Annotated in this window: 22 protein-coding genes; all 22 read right to left on the bottom strand. The window is 40.3% G+C overall.

Annotated elements, in window-relative coordinates; all coding sequences use genetic code 11:
• Nucleotides 1-30: 30 nt before the first annotated feature.
• Nucleotides 31-900, bottom strand: coding sequence for a tRNA pseudouridine(38-40) synthase TruA (gene truA, locus BM294_RS06490; RefSeq protein ID WP_091205879.1), 870 nt, complete (start codon nucleotides 898-900; stop codon nucleotides 31-33).
• 291 nt (nucleotides 901-1,191) lie between these two features.
• Nucleotides 1,192-1,998: an energy-coupling factor transporter transmembrane component T family protein gene (locus BM294_RS06485; protein ID WP_091205877.1), complete on the bottom strand. Its 807-nt coding sequence runs from the start codon at nucleotides 1,996-1,998 to the stop codon at nucleotides 1,192-1,194.
• On the bottom strand, nucleotides 1,998-4,022 hold the full coding sequence (locus tag BM294_RS06480; RefSeq protein ID WP_091205875.1) for an energy-coupling factor transporter ATPase: 2,025 nt from the start codon (nucleotides 4,020-4,022) through the stop codon (nucleotides 1,998-2,000). Before BM294_RS06480 ends, BM294_RS06485 begins: the two co-directional genes overlap by 1 nt.
• 219 nt (nucleotides 4,023-4,241) lie before the next feature.
• On the bottom strand, nucleotides 4,242-5,615 hold the full coding sequence (locus BM294_RS06475; protein WP_175494568.1) for a PspC-like choline-binding domain-containing protein: 1,374 nt from the start codon (nucleotides 5,613-5,615) through the stop codon (nucleotides 4,242-4,244).
• A gap of 295 nt (nucleotides 5,616-5,910) precedes the next feature.
• A complete protein-coding gene (locus BM294_RS06470; protein ID WP_091205871.1) occupies nucleotides 5,911-6,447 on the bottom strand; it encodes a bL17 family ribosomal protein in 537 nt (178 codons plus the stop codon).
• A gap of 90 nt (nucleotides 6,448-6,537) precedes the next feature.
• Nucleotides 6,538-7,491 carry a DNA-directed RNA polymerase subunit alpha gene (locus BM294_RS06465; protein WP_091205870.1) on the bottom strand — a complete coding sequence of 318 codons (954 nt, stop codon included), beginning with the start codon at nucleotides 7,489-7,491 and terminating at the stop codon, nucleotides 6,538-6,540.
• Nucleotides 7,492-7,517: 26 nt separating this feature from the next.
• Nucleotides 7,518-8,111: a 30S ribosomal protein S4 gene (gene rpsD, locus BM294_RS06460; RefSeq protein WP_091205868.1), complete on the bottom strand. Its 594-nt coding sequence runs from the start codon at nucleotides 8,109-8,111 to the stop codon at nucleotides 7,518-7,520.
• A gap of 144 nt (nucleotides 8,112-8,255) precedes the next feature.
• On the bottom strand, nucleotides 8,256-8,645 hold the full coding sequence (rpsK, locus tag BM294_RS06455; RefSeq protein WP_036607960.1) for a 30S ribosomal protein S11: 390 nt from the start codon (nucleotides 8,643-8,645) through the stop codon (nucleotides 8,256-8,258).
• A gap of 132 nt (nucleotides 8,646-8,777) precedes the next feature.
• Nucleotides 8,778-9,146, bottom strand: coding sequence for a 30S ribosomal protein S13 (gene rpsM / locus BM294_RS06450; RefSeq protein ID WP_091205866.1), 369 nt, complete (start codon nucleotides 9,144-9,146; stop codon nucleotides 8,778-8,780).
• A 21-nt stretch (nucleotides 9,147-9,167) separates the two neighbouring features.
• Nucleotides 9,168-9,281: a 50S ribosomal protein L36 gene (rpmJ, locus tag BM294_RS06445; protein ID WP_003022746.1), complete on the bottom strand. Its 114-nt coding sequence runs from the start codon at nucleotides 9,279-9,281 to the stop codon at nucleotides 9,168-9,170.
• 110 nt (nucleotides 9,282-9,391) lie between these two features.
• The gene (gene infA, locus BM294_RS06440; RefSeq protein WP_007157657.1) at nucleotides 9,392-9,610 is read right to left on the bottom strand and encodes a translation initiation factor IF-1; all 219 of its coding nucleotides are present in this window, start codon (nucleotides 9,608-9,610) and stop codon (nucleotides 9,392-9,394) included.
• Between the two features lie 39 nt (nucleotides 9,611-9,649).
• A complete protein-coding gene (gene map / locus BM294_RS06435) occupies nucleotides 9,650-10,402 on the bottom strand; it encodes a type I methionyl aminopeptidase (RefSeq protein WP_091205865.1) in 753 nt (250 codons plus the stop codon).
• Nucleotides 10,403-10,500: 98 nt separating this feature from the next.
• Nucleotides 10,501-11,148: an adenylate kinase gene (locus BM294_RS06430; RefSeq protein WP_091205863.1), complete on the bottom strand. Its 648-nt coding sequence runs from the start codon at nucleotides 11,146-11,148 to the stop codon at nucleotides 10,501-10,503.
• An 80-nt stretch (nucleotides 11,149-11,228) separates the two neighbouring features.
• The gene (gene secY / locus BM294_RS06425; protein ID WP_091205862.1) at nucleotides 11,229-12,569 is read right to left on the bottom strand and encodes a preprotein translocase subunit SecY; all 1,341 of its coding nucleotides are present in this window, start codon (nucleotides 12,567-12,569) and stop codon (nucleotides 11,229-11,231) included.
• The gene (gene rplO, locus BM294_RS06420) at nucleotides 12,569-13,012 is read right to left on the bottom strand and encodes a 50S ribosomal protein L15 (protein WP_091205860.1); all 444 of its coding nucleotides are present in this window, start codon (nucleotides 13,010-13,012) and stop codon (nucleotides 12,569-12,571) included. Before rplO ends, secY begins: the two co-directional genes overlap by 1 nt.
• An 11-nt stretch (nucleotides 13,013-13,023) precedes the next feature.
• Complete coding sequence (gene rpmD, locus BM294_RS06415) at nucleotides 13,024-13,206, bottom strand: 50S ribosomal protein L30 (RefSeq protein WP_091205858.1); 183 nt, start codon at nucleotides 13,204-13,206, stop codon at nucleotides 13,024-13,026.
• 17 nt (nucleotides 13,207-13,223) lie between these two features.
• Nucleotides 13,224-13,733 (bottom strand): 30S ribosomal protein S5, encoded by a 510-nt coding sequence (gene rpsE, locus BM294_RS06410; protein WP_091205857.1) that lies wholly within the window; start codon nucleotides 13,731-13,733, stop codon nucleotides 13,224-13,226.
• A gap of 21 nt (nucleotides 13,734-13,754) precedes the next feature.
• On the bottom strand, nucleotides 13,755-14,117 hold the full coding sequence (rplR, locus tag BM294_RS06405) for a 50S ribosomal protein L18 (RefSeq protein WP_091205855.1): 363 nt from the start codon (nucleotides 14,115-14,117) through the stop codon (nucleotides 13,755-13,757).
• A 16-nt stretch (nucleotides 14,118-14,133) separates the two neighbouring features.
• Nucleotides 14,134-14,676 carry a 50S ribosomal protein L6 gene (gene rplF / locus BM294_RS06400; RefSeq protein ID WP_091205854.1) on the bottom strand — a complete coding sequence of 181 codons (543 nt, stop codon included), beginning with the start codon at nucleotides 14,674-14,676 and terminating at the stop codon, nucleotides 14,134-14,136.
• A 97-nt stretch (nucleotides 14,677-14,773) separates the two neighbouring features.
• A complete protein-coding gene (rpsH, locus tag BM294_RS06395; protein WP_036607934.1) occupies nucleotides 14,774-15,175 on the bottom strand; it encodes a 30S ribosomal protein S8 in 402 nt (133 codons plus the stop codon).
• A 344-nt stretch (nucleotides 15,176-15,519) separates the two neighbouring features.
• Nucleotides 15,520-15,705 carry a type Z 30S ribosomal protein S14 gene (locus BM294_RS06390; protein ID WP_029199691.1) on the bottom strand — a complete coding sequence of 62 codons (186 nt, stop codon included), beginning with the start codon at nucleotides 15,703-15,705 and terminating at the stop codon, nucleotides 15,520-15,522.
• A gap of 12 nt (nucleotides 15,706-15,717) precedes the next feature.
• The gene (gene rplE, locus BM294_RS06385) at nucleotides 15,718-16,257 is read right to left on the bottom strand and encodes a 50S ribosomal protein L5 (RefSeq protein WP_036607932.1); all 540 of its coding nucleotides are present in this window, start codon (nucleotides 16,255-16,257) and stop codon (nucleotides 15,718-15,720) included.
• Nucleotides 16,258-16,272 lie beyond the last annotated feature (15 nt).

The following is a 16,272-nucleotide window of genomic DNA, read 5'->3' as shown; positions in this document are numbered from 1 at the left end:
CCTCCACTTGACAACTTAAAATATGATCCTTTAATTTTCAGGATATATCAATTCCATAAGACACAGCCCCTTTGCAGGAACTGTAGGACCCGCCTTCGTCCTGTCTCTTTCCTCCATGATGGTAACAATATCTTCCGGATTAAGCTTTCCATTCCCTACCTGAAGCAATGTTCCAACTATAATTCGTATCATATGATACAGGAATCCGTTACCACTGATACGAATACAGATTTCAGTTGAGTTATGATGTTTATCCCCTGACTTATCGTTTCCACTACCGGCTTCACCCTCTAATCTGTCAGAAATACGATTATATACAGTGTTTTCACAGAGTACTTCTACACTGTAAATCTCCCTGACAGCATCCCCACCATGCTCAAAAACCTGACTGTCCGGATTTACAAAGCTTCTAAAATCATGTTCTCCCACAAGATAATCTGCAGCTTTCTGCATTTTCATGATATCTAACGTATAGGAATAGTTATATGAGTAGAGTCTTTCGATAGGAGAAGGTATCCTGGAATTATCAATTCTATACTCATAAGTCTTTTTATGCGGTACAAATCTCGGATTAAAATCTAAAGATACGTCTTCTGCCTTCGTAACCCTTATGTCTTCCGGAAGAAAACTATTGATGGCAAACGGAAAGTTTTCCGGCGGAATAGTCGATTCAGTGTCAAACACAGCAACATTACCCTTAGCATGTACTCCACTATCAGTTCTACTAGCACCTATGATCTGTACATCTTCATCCTTTAACAGTTTCTTTATGGCAAGCGTAAGCATTCCCTGTATAGTAGGCACATTTCCTTCAGGCATCTCTTTTGTTGGATTCTGTATCTGCCACCCCTTGTAATTGCTGCCGTCATATGCAATTGTAAGTTTTATACGTCGCTTCACTTTCCAATTCTCCTATATATCCATTTAATCATACACTTTACATAATGCACGACCATAAGATTAACAGATAATTTCATGTTCACTTTCGATTTATGATACTAAACTACAGTCTGAAATTTAAACCCTTATCGCCACCGCATCAGGGATGAATAATATAAAGCATATCCGTTAACCATTAAGTCCTAACTATTAAGCCATTTATCAATATATGATAAGCCCCTCTTTGAAATACTTCAATGAGGGGCTTTCACTTTATCCGTCTTATTGCATTTTTACGTTCCTATAATCTTATTATTTAAGAGGGATAAATCTCGACGCTACACACGCCGAAAAATAAAGAAACATTAAAATATAGGCAATTCTGTCTCTCCCCTCATATTTTAACGGCTTCATCTTTGTCCTTCCCTCTCCTCCATGGTAGCATCGCGCCTCCATGGCCATAGCGAGATCGTTAGCTCTTCTGAAAGCACTTATAAAAAGTGGAACAAGAATAGGAACCATAGCTTTGGCTCTCTCTATGATATTACCATTCTCGAAGTCTGCACCTCTTGCCTGCTGAGCCTTCATTATCTTGTCCGTCTCCTCAACAAGTATCGGAATAAATCTAAGAGCAATAGACATCATCATCGATATCTCATGTACCGGAATGCCTATCTTCTTGAATATTCCTAATCCTTTCTCCATACCATCTGTAAGCTGGTTAGGCGTGGTCGTAAGTGTCATAAGAGATGAGCCAAGAACAAGTAGCACAAGCCTGAGTCCCATTTTAAGTGCTATCTCAAGACCTTCCCTTGTTATTGTCAGAATCCAAAGCTTTACAATCGGCTCTCCCGGGGTGAGAAAAAGGTTAAAGCTGACAGAGATTAATAACAATATAACAATGCTCTTAAGGCCTTTCGTCATAAACTTGAAAGGTACATTGCTTAGTTTTATAAGTACCGCCAGCACGATAGCAGCCACACCATACATGATCCAACTATTAACAACAAATAGTGCTACCAGAAACACAAGTGTACCAAGCAATTTAACTCTGGGATCAAGTCTATGTATAACGGAATCAACCGGATAATACTGTCCAAGTGTAATCTCTCTAAACATCAGTTTACCCCCTTTCCGGAAGCTAAACTTTTATTTTTCTTATTTTCACTATTGTATCTTTTCCATAGGTCCACTATACAATCCGCCATCTCTTTAACCGTATCAGGTCTGTCCTCAAAGCGAATGCCCACATCCTTTAGTTCATGGATAAGATATGTCATCTGTGGTGCACCGAGTCCCATCTCTTCAAGTTCCTTATATCTCTTGAATATCTCCTCTGGTGTTCCTGTCATTTTCAATTCACCATGGTCAAGTACTACAACCTGGTCTGTATACCTTGCAACATCATCCATTGAATGAGATACAAGTATAATAGTCATCCCAACCTTGTCGTGAAGCTGTCTAATCTGCTTAAACAAATCATCTCGTCCCGCCGGATCAAGACCTGCTGTTGGCTCATCCAGTATGAGTACTTCCGGGTGCATAGCCAGCACACCTGCGATAGCAACTCTTCTCTTCTGTCCTCCACTGAGTTCAAAAGGAGATTTTTTCCATAATTTTTCACTGAGCCCTACCATTTTAAGCGCCTCTTCAGCTCTTTTTCGCGCTTCCTCCTCAGACAACCCCTGGTTTTTGGGACCAAACATAACATCTGTTATAACATCAATCTCAAACAGCTGATACTCCGGATACTGAAATACCAATCCTACCTTGAATCTAAGCTGCTTCATGTCGAAGCCTTCTGTATAAATGCTCACAAATTTTGAAGCATCACCGTTATGAAGAGGCTTCTCTCTGTAAACTGAAGTATTATTTGAACTATTCACACCCTCATAACAGCTGTTCTCAGGATTCATTTCCATACTGGACGTCAACTCGGATATAAGCTTGCCTCCGTTATAACCCGATTTATCAGGCTTTACAGGCTTGCCGCCCTTACTTCTGATAAGTTCTGCATTATCCTTGAAATTAACCTCTATGACACCATCTGTAGCCTTTAAAAGTCCATTCAAATGCTGTGTCAATGTAGACTTACCTGAGCCTGTGTGGCCAATAAACCCAACTATGGAACCTCTCTGAACATCAAAAGAAACATCCTTAAGAGCATAACTTTCCATAGCTGTTCCTTTTTGATATACATGACTGAGATTTCGTACCCTGATAACAGGATCCGTAATATCCATGTGAACCGGTTTCTTCTTTACAAAATCAGGCATAAAGTCCACCTGTTTTGGAAGACAATTCTGTAAACATTCAACGAGTTCTTTTCGTGTAAGAATCGCTTCCTTCACCGGTAAACCGGCATTCCTAAGCATCCACGCTAATTCAGTAACTTCCGGAACATCCATTCTGATATCCTTAAGTTCTTTGACATTCTTAAAGACTTCTACGGGCGTTCCATCCATGACAACATTTCCCTGATCCATAACAATGATACGATCAGCATCAACTGTTTCTTCCATATAATGTGTTATAAGGATAATGGTCACGCCTTCTGTCTTATTCAATTCTCTTACAGTCTTTATAACCTCAGCGCGACCGCTGGGATCAAGCATAGCTGTAGGCTCATCTAAAACTATAGTTTTAGGAATCATAGCCATAGTTCCGGCGATGGCAACCCTCTGCTTTTGTCCTCCGCTAAGCCTGTTTGGAGACTTCATACGATATGCTTCCATACCTACGGCTCGAAGTGCTTTGTCTACCCTCTCCCAGATTTCCGCAGTTGGTACACCTATATTTTCAGGTCCGAATCCCACGTCCTCTTCAACTACTGATGCTATAATCTGATTGTCCGGGTTTTGGAATACCATACCGGTTTCTTTTCTTATATCCCAAAGATCCTTTTCATTTTTAGTATCCTTGGAGCTTACAAGCATTACCCCTTCAGAGGGAAGATTAAGACCATTTATCAATTTGGCTAATGTAGACTTTCCTGAACCGTTATGACCCAGCACACAAACAAAAGTGCCCTCTTCGATGGAAATATTCACATCATTAAGTGCCCTGGTCTTTTCGATAATCTTATCATTCTCGTCTGTTCGGATGTAATCATATGCAAGATGCAATGCTTCGATGATTTTCAATTTTTTCTCCCGAATCTAATATGACTTAATATATTAATACTATAAACTTTTCCTTGTATCAGTAAGTTTCTTAACTTACTTGAAAATTCAAATAAAAACAAATCTTCATTGTATTATTGCTGATAACCCTGTTTATTATAGCGTTTATCAGCGAGATTAAGTATATTAGATATATAAATAAAAAACAAGGGCAGGCCCTAATGGTCTGCCCTTAATACATCAATGAACCCAATGACCGTCCCCGGCAATGGTGTAACCTCCGAGTACCGTGGTTGATTTTGCCATATGGCCATAATTTTCACCGGTTTCAGTTGTCTTTGGATAAAAATAGTAATACTGATCTATACCGTTCTGATCTCTTATGATAATCCATCCTGTTCTCATTCTTCCATCTGCATCAAAGAAATAACTTTTTTCCCCGATATTTACAACCGTTCCTCTGTACATTAGTCCATAATACTCTCCCGGTTCAGGATTCATGTAATACCAAGTATTATTTACAAGTACCCAACCTGTTTTCATAGCTCCACTATTAGATAGGTAATAAGTTGTGTTTTCATTCTTATTATAAAACCCTGTAATCATCTTTCCATCCGAATCAAATCTGTAATATGCATTTTTCCATATTATCCAATCATCCTTTACCAGATTTCCCGAACTGGTTTTAAAATACCAGTAGTTTCCTTCCTTATACCAGTTACCTGTTGTACTAGAGCTATTACCATTACCGGCCTCATTATTCTCATGTCCCGGCATGACTGTAGTCTGCCCTGTCGAAGCATTATAAACCGTATATGAAGTGCCGGAATTATAATCATAAGTGTTTGAAGCAATTGTTGTTTCGCTGGTATTATATCCCAGTAAAGATGAACTTCCGGTACTGTTTAATATATATTTCGAATCCGAATATTGTCCTGTTCCGTCAGAAACGAGATCATCTGAAACATTTAAGTAAACAGATTGAAGCTCGCTTGATTCCTTTCCTACCCCTATCTGTTCGGATGTATAAGGAATTGAAGATACTGCAAAGTAATATGCTCCTCCTTTTGTCATGTATGGATACAAATTGAGAGCAGTCTGATCTGTTGTGATATTCGCAAGTTTAACCCCGTCTCTATATAGACATACTTTATAGTATCCCGATGTATTTGTCGGTGCCGTCCACGATGCAAGTCCCAGTGTAGACGCACTCCATGCAGCAGAAGTAGGAGCTTCATAGACTCCCTTCAATCCCTTAAGTGAAATCACTACTCTCAATGCATAGTTGCCTTCCAGTCTGGCTGAAACAAAATCTCCTCCGGTAACATGAACGTTCGTACTGTCATAGCTACCACTGAAATAATAGTACGTATAATTGTCATTTGATCGTTCCTTTTCCAAGGCATTTAAGTATATCTCTATGTTACGCTTACTGCCAATTTTATAATTCTCATCTCCAATCCAGGAAATACTGTTAATTTCATACTGTTTACTGTCAGGAACTGTAAAATCACTTTCTGATATAGTTGGCAAGCCGCTTTCAGTTCCATCAGATTGATAGTTCCTTAAATAGTCAGATACTGTTATACGTACAGAGTTAATTCTTACATTCATATCACCGGCTATACATTGAAAAGCCGAGAATATGACTAAATTAATAAAACATACTATAATTTTTATAATATTCAATCTGTTATATCTGATTAGCATTCCCTACTACCTCATAAGTATAATTATAACTTCATCACTAGTATACCATATTGCAAGTTCTAATCTTTTAAGTTTATATGACATGTTATCAATTGTGTCTGATAATGAATCATTTTAATTGAGATCCCATAAATATAAAAAAAGAGAACCATCCTAAGATGATTCTCTTTGATCTCATACGCTTTCGCGTGTAGATTAATTATACGAGCTCAAGAAGAACTTCCATTGCAGCGTCGCCCTTTCTAAGACCGACCTTAACAATACGAGTATAACCACCGTTACGTGTAGCATACTTTGCACCGTACTCATCGAAAAGCTTTGCAGCAAGATCAACCTTCTTGGTATTTCTCTTCTGTCCAGCCTTTGCTGTAGGAACTTCTGTTACAGGATAAAGGTATGCAAGAATCTGACGACGAGCAGCAAGTCTTGAAGGCTTATCCTTCTTGATTGTCTTCTCTACTTCATCATAAACTGTAACCTTCTTACCATCAACAACATCCTTAACACGCTTGCCGTCAGCATCCTTACGAGCAACCTTAGCCTTTACAGTTACTTCCTCAAAGTTATCCTTCTCCTTAACTGCAAGTGCAATAAGCTTCTCAACCTGCTTACGAACTTCCTTAGCGCGTGCCTCAGTTGTGAAAATTCTACCGTTATGGATAAGAGATGTTGTAAGAGCACGAAGCATAGCCTGTCTCTGTCTTGACTCTCTACCTAACTTTCTGTATTTTGCCATTTCTATAATCCTCCACCGTGCTTTTTAGTCTTACCGGTAAATACATCTTAGCGTCTGTGGCCTTTCACAGTTTTCATACAATCGAATAAATCACTCTTCTCTAATTGTAAGGCTAAGATTTAATTCCTTAAGTTTTGCTAAAACTTCCTCAAGAGATTTACGACCAAGATTTCTAACCTTCATCATATCTTCAGGAGTTTTTGCACAAAGCTCCTGAACAGTATTTATACCTGCTCTCTTAAGGCAGTTATAAGAACGAACTGATAACTCAAGTTCGTCTATATTCATCTCGAGTACTTTCTCTTTTTCATCATCTGGCTTCTCAACCATGACTTCAGCATTTTGAGCATTCTGTGAAAGCTCAACGAAAAATGATAAGTGCCCTGAAAGGAACTTTGCTGCATCAGATACAGCATCGTCCGGACTCATTGTACCGTTTGTAAATACATCAATAGTAAGCTTATCGTAGTCAGTCATATTACCGACACGAGTATTGCTTATTGACATATTTACACGTTCAACAGGTGTATATATAGCATCAACATCAATTACTCCTGTAGGGAGATCGGATGTCTTTGTTCTATCTGCACCAACGTAGCCTCTGCCCGAAGTAACTGTTATTTCCATCTCAAAATTCGCAGTACCATCTACAGTAGCAATCTTTTGATCCGGATTGAGTATTTCTATATCTTCAGTAAGCTGAATATCAGATGCAGTAACTACACCTTCTCCATCAAAATTAAGATACAGAATCTTCGGGTCATCGGAGGACGATGTGTTCTTAATTTCAAGACTCTTGAGGTTCATAATAACCTCAGTCAGGGAATCCTTAACGCCTGGGATAGAATCTCCATCCTTATCAGCACCCTGGATTTTCACCTGAGATACCGCAGTACCAGGTAATGCAGAAAGCATGATACGTTTCAGAGCATTGCCAAGAGTTGTTCCATAACCTCTCTCGAGAGGTTCACAAACAAATCTGCCGTACTTCTTATCATCTGAAATCTCAACAATCTCAATGTTTGGTTTCTCAAAATCGAACATGCAATGCCTCCTTTATTGCAGGCTAATTATTTTGAATACAACTCGACGATAAGCATCTCGTTAACCGGAACGTCGATTTCCTCTCTTGAAGGAAGCTGCTTTACAGTAGCCTTTAAATTCTCCTGATCTGCATCAAGCCAAGCTGGTGTCAAACGACCATTTGTCACCTCAAGGATATCCTTAAATCTCTGAAGAGACTTCTTGTTCTCCTTAACTGCAACAACATCGCCTGCTGATACAAGATATGAAGGAATGTTTACAACCTTGCCATTTACAGTAATGAGTCTGTGACCAACAATCTGACGTGCCTCACGACGAGTACGTGCAAGACCCATTCTGAAAATTACGTTATCAAGACGAGACTCAAGAAGGATCATGAGGTTTGTACCTGTCTGGCCCTTCATCTTGTTAGCCTTTGCATAATAATTTCTGAAAGGCTTCTCAAGTACGCCATAGATGAACTTAGCCTTCTGCTTCTCACGAAGCTGAGTGCCATACTCTGACATCTTACGACGCTGATTTCTAAGCTGTCTGTTTGACTTCTTGTCAATTCCTAAAAATACAGGGTCAAGTCCAAGTGACCTGCATCTTTTAAGTACGGGAGTTTTATCAACTGCCATAATTCTTTCTCCTTATTAATATCATGAATATTTACGTGATACGTCCTTTACATCCATAGACTTCTTCGGACAGATCTGCCGCTATTTTATACATACTGCGGCCTATGTCTTTTAAGTATTTTGCTATAAGCTAATCAAAAAAGATTATACTCTTCTGCGCTTTGGTGGACGGCATCCGTTGTGTGGAACAGGAGTCACATCCTTAATAGATGTTACCTCAAGACCATTTGCCTGAAGGGCACGAATAGCTGCCTCACGTCCAGATCCTGGTCCCTTAACACTAACATCCACATACTTTAAGCCGTGTACTAAAGCTGCCTTAACAGCAGTTTCAGCAGCCATCTGAGCTGCATATGGAGTAGATTTTCTTGAACCTTTGAATCCAAGACCACCGGCACTTGCCCATGAAAGAGCGTTACCCTCTGCATCTGTCAGTGTAACAATAGTGTTGTTGAAAGATGCCTGAATATGTGCCTGTCCGCGTTCAACGTTTTTCTTTACGCGCTTCTTTGTTATTCTCTTACCTGAAGCCATATTAAAACTAACCTACTTTCCTTTAACTGTCTTCCTGTATTTAAAACATGAAGATCACAATAGTTACTTCTGATTTTATAAATCAGATTGATCATTTCAGATCATGACTTTTCACCTACAAGATTCAGCTAATTACTTCTTCTTGTTAGCTACTGTCTTACGTGGTCCCTTACGTGTTCTAGCATTAGTCTTAGTCTTCTGACCTCTAACCGGAAGACCTCTTCTGTGACGGATTCCACGGAAGCAGCCAATCTCCTGAAGTCTCTTGATATCAAGAGCAACTGATCTTCTGAGATCACCCTCTACTACCTGGTTCTCAGCAATATAGTTTGCGAGTACCTTTACTTCTTCGTCAGTGAGATCCTTAACACGTGTATCAGGGTTAACGCCTGTTGCCTTGAGAATCTTATCAGCTGAAGACTGTCCGATACCATAAATATAAGTCAGACCAATCTCGATACGCTTCTCTCTAGGTAAATCGACACCTGCAATACGAGCCATTTTTGTTTCCTCCTGTTAAAATTAACCTTGTCTCTGCTTGTGCTTAGGGTTTTCGCAGATAATTCTGATAGAGCCTTTACGCTTAATGACTTTGCATTTCTCGCAGATAGGCTTTACTGATGATCTTACCTTCATAGTAATTCCCCTTTCTAATAACGAATTCGAACAAAGTTGCCGTATTATTCTAACAAAAGCATCTTTACTTGTAAAGACTTTTTTTCAATTGTCAGAATCCTTTTACAGCTTTATTTGTCTCTCCAGATGATTCTGCCTTTTGAAAGGTCATATGGCGAAAGTTCAATTGTCACCTTGTCACCTGGAAGAATTCTAATGTAATTCATACGAAGCTTTCCGGAAATATGTGCAAGTACCTGATGGCCATTTTCAAGTTCAACCTGAAACATTGCATTCGGAAGTTTTTCAATTACTTTACCAGTAATCTCAATTACATCTGATTTTGACATTCAGTTCTCCTCTTCATTATTTAATCAGTTTCTTCTTATTTATTTAATCAGAGTCAGGATTTCCGGTCCGTTATCTGTAATAAGAATTGTATTTTCATAGTGGCATGATAAGCTACCGTCATCCGGTATTACGGACCATCCGTTAGCCCCTGTGTGTACCTCAGGTGAACCCAATGTAATCATTGGCTCTACCGCAAGAACCATGCCCGCACATAATTTCGGTCCCTTCCTATGCAAATCATAGTTAGGCACCTCTGGATCCATGTGTATCTCGCTGCCAATTCCATGCCCGCAATAATCTGTGATTACACCACAGCCCTGAGATTCAACATAGTTACCGATTGTGGCGCAAATATCATTAAGATGATTTCCTACCACAGCCTGCTCAGCACCTTTCCAGAATGCATCATAACAGACTTTAATGATTTTCTTTGCATCATCGGAAATATCACCCACAGCCCATGTTCTGGTTGCGTCAGCATTATAGCCATGATAGCTTGTACAAGTATCAATGGAAACTATGTCACCATCTTTTAATATACGATGACGATCAGGTATTCCATGAATAACTTCCTCATTAACAGATATACAGCAGCAACCCGGAAAATCATAAAGACCCTTCATACTTGGGAAGCCGCCTAACTTTCGCATAGTCTTCTCTGCGAACTCATCCAACTCTCCGGTACTTATGCCCGGTGCAATCTTTTCGCCCACTCTGTTATGCATTTCCGCAAGAATTTTTCCTGCTTCCCGCATCAACTCGATTTCTCGTTTTGATTTAATTTCTATCATTATATAACTTCTTTCCGACTCAAAACTTAGAAAACACAGAAGACGGGTCAATCTTCACTGACCTGAAGTAAAGGCCCGACTTCCAATACATATTACATTTATTTGTTTTCAAGAATCGCAACTACATCATCAAAAACTTCCTGAAGTTCTTTTGTACCATCAACCTCGCGAAGTACATCGGCATTCTTATAATAAGAAATAAGTGGTTCAGTCTGTTTATGATAAACATTAAGACGATCCTGAACCGTTTCGGGCTTATCATCAGAACGAATGATCAACTCACTACCACACTTATCGCATATATTCTCCACTTTTGGAGCTGCATAAACAATATGATATGTTGCACCACACTTAGGACATGCTCTTCTTCCTGACATACGCTTCACAATAGCCTCGTCCGGAACCTCAATATCCATAGCGTAATCTATCTTCTCACCCTGATCAGCCAGTGCCTTTGTAAGACTTTCTGCCTGTGGAATAGTACGTGGGAAACCGTCAAGTACGTATCCGTTCTTGCAGTCATCCTCAGAGATTCTGTCGAGAAGCATGCCAATTGTAACTTCATCAGGAACAAGCTCACCCTTATCCATATAAGACTTAGCCTTCATTCCCAGCTCGGTTCCGCCCTTTATGTTTGCTCTAAAGATATCACCGGTTGAGATGTGCGGGATACCATATTTATCTGCAATCTTTATTGCCTGTGTACCTTTACCGGCACCAGGTGCCCCCAACATTACAATCTTCATTTAAGGCCTCCAAATAATGTTTAATGTATTAAACACTTATAGCCTCCCCGGAGTCTTGTCCAGAGGAGGCTTAGTGCTTATCAGTCGTTTAAAAATCCCTTGTAATTTCTTACTACCATCTGTGACTCTATTGCCTTCAATGTCTCAAGTACAACACCAATTATGATAATCAGTGATGTTCCTGCAAAAGAAATTCTTCCAACGTTGAATACTCCGGAAACAAAGATAGGAATAATTGCAACGATAGCAAGACCTGAAGCACCGATAAAGATAATATATGTAAGAATACTATCGAGATAATCGCTGGTTGGTTTTCCTGGACGAATGCCCGGGATAAAACCGCCCTGCTTTTTCATATTATTTGCAATTTCTAACGGATTAAAAGAAATGGATGTATAGAAATATGCAAAGAAGTACAGCAGTAGAATGTATACGATAAGACCGATACTATAAATCGGAGCATCTGGATTACACCATGACCCAGAATTCAAACCACGTAAGATCTGTCCCAAAACTGTACCATAATCAACTTTAAGAACTTGTCCAATTACAACTGGCATTGTCATAAGTGAACTAGCAAAAATAACCGGCATAACACTCGCTGTATTAACCTTAAGAGGAATCGACGAAGACTGTCCTCCAACCAAGCCTCTACCCTGTACTCTACGACTGTACTGCACCGGTATCTTGCGTTCTGCGTCAGTCAAAACGACTGTAAATGCAACAAGTGCGATAAGACATGCAGCTATGATGATAGCAGCAACTACCATTGTTGCAACATTTCTTCCCTGTATGAATCTGACATACAGTGTCTGAAAATCATTTGGAACTGATGAAAGAATATTGAAAAGAAGCACCAGTGATATTCCATTACCGATGCCTTTATCAGTTATCTGTTCACCAATCCACATGAGAAGTGCAGAACCTGTTGTCATTGTAATAACTGCAATCGCAACATCTGCAATCTTTCTCACTGTGCTCGCATCAGCGTAACCGATGAGAAGCCCCTGTCCACCAAAACCAACAGCCATTGCCGATGATTCAATCAGTGCAAGACCTATAGTCACATATCTGGTGTACTCTGTAAGCTTCTTTCTTCCCTCTTCGCCATCCTTCTGCAGCTCTTCAAGCGCTGGAATTGCAACTGTAAGGAGCTGAATGATGATGGATGAGGTGATATACGGTGTGATTGACAATGCGAAGACTGACAGCTGCTCGAAAGAGCCGCCAGTCATCGTATTAAACCAACCAAATGCATCATTATTAGCCATGCTGTTGAACAGCTGGGCAAAATACTCTGAGTTCACACCCGGAATAGGAAGATTCGATCCAAACCTAATTACCACGAGCATCAGGAAAACGAAAATAAGTCTTTTTCTTAAATCCTTTACCTTAAATGCATTCAGTATCGATTTGAACATTAGATTACCTCACATGTTCCGCCTAAAGCTTCGATCTTTTCCTTTGCTGATGCAGAAAAAGCTGTAACCTTAACATTGAGCTTCTTTGTAAGATCACCGTTTCCAAGAATCTTAACACCATCGTTAAGCTTCTTAATGATGCCCTTTGAAAGAAGAGTTTCAAAAGTTACTTCCTCACCATCATTGTACTTATCTTCAAGAACAGAAAGGTTGATACCTGTGATAACCTTAGTATTGATGTTCGTAAATCCTCTCTTAGGAATACGTCTGAACAAAGGCATCTGACCACCTTCGAAACCAGGTCTTGGTGCTCCAGATCTTGCCTTCTGGCCCTTATGGCCCTTACCAGCAGTCTTGCCGTTTCCTGAACCATGACCACGGCCACGTCTGAAGTTCTTTGACTGCTTAGCGCCGTCAGCCGGCTTTAAATTAGCTAACTCCATTGTATGCCTCCTTAGATTTCTTCAACTTTTACAAGATGGTTAACTCTCTGAATCATACCTCTTGTAGCGCCATTGTCCTGAAGCTCAACAGTCTGACGAATCTTCTTGAGACCAAGAGCCTGAACGGTTGCTCTCTGCTTAGGGATAGCACCGATTGGAGACTTTACAAGTGTAATCTTTAACTTATCTGCCATTGCTTTACCCTCCCTAATTAACCTGTAATCTCAGCTACAGTCTTGCCACGAAGTGCAGCAAACTCCTCTGGAGTCTTCATTGCTGTAAGACCCTCAATTGTAGCGAGTACTACGTTTGTCTTATTATTTGAACCTAAAGACTTTGTACGAATGTTTCTGATACCAGCAAGCTCAAGAACGGAACGAGCAGGACCACCAGCAATTATACCAGTTCCTTCAGGTGCCTTCTTAAGAAGAACTGTTGAACTTCCGAACTTACCAACATAATCATGTGGCACTGACTTCTCGTCTGTTACAGGAACAGTTACGATAGCCTTGCAAGCAGCCTCACGTGCCTTACGGATAGCCTCAGGAACCTCAACTGCTTTACCAATACCACAACCTACATGACCATTGCCATCACCAACTACTACGAGAGCAGAGAATCTCATGGTACGACCACCCTTTACGGTCTTCGCAACACGCTTGATGGCTACGACATTGTCGTTTAATTCTAACTGATTTACATCAATTCTTTCACGCTTCATCTTGCTTGTTTCTCCTCTCGATTAGAATTCAAGGCCAGCTTCTCTAGCAGCATCTGCAAGAGCCTGAACCTTACCGTGATAAAGGAAACCACCTCTGTCAAATACAACAGCCTTAATTCCCTTAGCCATAGCCTTCTCAGCAATGGCCTTACCAACGTACTGAGCAGCCTCGATGTTGTTTGTGATCTCTAACTTTGCATCCTTATCAAGTGTAGAAGCAGCACAAAGTGTATTGCCTGCCACATCATCGATAATCTGTGCATACATATGCTTGTCAGATCTAAACACTGAAAGACGTGGTCTCTCTGGAGTACCAGATAAACGGTTTCTAAGTCTTACGTGCTTCTTCTGGCGAAGTTCAGCTTTATTTCTCTTACTTACCATTTCACTTTCCTCCTAATTACTTCTTACCTGTCTTACCAACCTTACGTCTGATAGTCTCATCAGCATACTTGATACCCTTGCCCTTATATGGCTCCGGTCCTCTCTTGCTGCGGATCTCAGCTGCGTACTGACCAACTTTCTCCTTGTCAATACCCTTAACGAAGATTGTGTTAGAACCCTCAAGAACAGTCTCAACGCCCTCAGGATCTTCCATTGTTACAGGATGTGAGTAGCCAAGTGTAAGTGTAAGTGTCTTACCCTGCTTTGCAGCTCTGTAACCAACACCATTGATCTCAAGCTTCTTCTCAAATCCGTTTGAAACACCATCTACCATGTTCTGGAGAAGTGCTCTTGTAAGTCCGTGAAGGGACTTCTCTTTCTTATTATCATTAGGTCTTGTAACAACAACTTCTCCGTCCTTCTGCTCAAGAGTAAGCTCTGATGCAAAAGTCTTTTCAAGAGTTCCCTTAGGTCCCTTAACAGTTACGAGGTTGTTGTCCTTGATCTCAACAGTAACGCCTGCTGGGATGACTACCGGTAATTTTCCGATACGTGACATACTATGTCTCCTCTCTTAAATTCTCTGTTTTTCAACAGTTTTCAGAATTAACAGTTACAATTTTGGAATCGAGTCCGTTTCGCAAAGTAATGATCAATTACCAAACGAATGCAAGAACTTCTCCGCCAACGCCCTTTGCTCTTGCTTCACGATCAGTCATTACACCCTGATTAGTTGAAACAATAGCGATACCAAGACCGCCAAGTACAGAAGGCATGTTCTCCTTGCCGGCATATACACGAAGACCTGGCTTAGAAATCTTACGGATGCCGCTGATGATCTTCTCGTTCTTAGTTGCACCATACTTAAGTGTTACTTTGATGTCCTTGAACTTTCCGCCATCAACAAGCTCATACTTTGCGATGTAACCCTCATTAACAAGGATGTCAGCTATAGCTACTTTCATCTTTGATGATGGGATGGTCACTGTGTCATGCTTTGCAGTATTTGCGTTACGAATTCTTGTAAGCATATCTGCGATTGGATCACTCATACTCATTTTTACGGATATCCTTTCTCAAATAGTGTAAAAATAAATTTGTTACAAATCCGAATTATTTTCGGACAAAGCAAATGCCACGTCTCCAGGTTGTTCTCACTCAACCAGTCCACCGACTCAATCATGAATCTGTGCTTAGTTGAATGGTGCAGCATCAACTACTGCACTTCCTGTGGCGCAACATTTACATTATAACCATTTTATTCCGGCTTTCAACCCGGTCTGGCGTATCTTTTATAAATATTTTTGTATTTATTTGAATACAATCCAGAAATTATCACCTTTGACAACATTTTGGATTAAATCCAAAACATTGCCATCGGCTCTTAATTGAAGTTAAGGACTTACCAAGAAGCCTTCTTAACTCCTGGAATCTCACCCTTATAAGCTAACTCGCGGAAGCAGATACGGCAAATGCCATACTTCTTGAGTACACTGTGTGGTCTTCCGCAGATCTTGCATCTTGTGTAAGCTCTTGTAGAGAACTTAGGTGCTTTCTGCTGCTTTAACTTCATTGATAACTTAGCCATATTTCCCTCCGATTACTTTGCGAACGGCATGTTGAAAAGTCTGAGAAGTTCTCTTGCCTCTTCGTCAGTCTTAGCTGTTGTTACGAAGATAACATCCATACCTCTAACCTTGTCAACCTTATCGAACTCGATCTCAGGGAAAATGAGCTGCTCCTTGAGTCCAAGTGCATAGTTTCCTCTGCCATCAAATGCATTAGGATTTACGCCTCTGAAGTCTCTTACTCGAGGAAGCGCAAGATTGATAAGTCTGTCAGCAAACTCATACATCTTTTCTCCACGAAGAGTAACCTTACAGCCGATAGCCTGGCCCTCTCTGATCTTGAAGTTTGCCACTGACTTCTTTGCCTTAGTTGTTACAGCGTGCTGTCCTGTGATAATCTCAAGATCACGAACTGCGCTGTCGAGAACCTTGGAATTTTCCTTAGCTTCTCCTACTCCCATGTTGATAACGATCTTATCAAGCTTAGGAATCTCGTTTACATTCTTGTAACCGAACTTCTTAACCATAGCATCCTTAATCTCGCTATTGTAAAGATCCTTTAATCTAGCCATTTTAAAATTCCTCCT

The organism is Oribacterium sp. WCC10 (assembly GCF_900113415.1).
Classification (GTDB): domain Bacteria; phylum Bacillota; class Clostridia; order Lachnospirales; family Lachnospiraceae; genus Oribacterium.
Note: the sequence above shows the minus strand (reverse complement) of the source record. Positions and strands in the feature narration are given on the sequence as shown.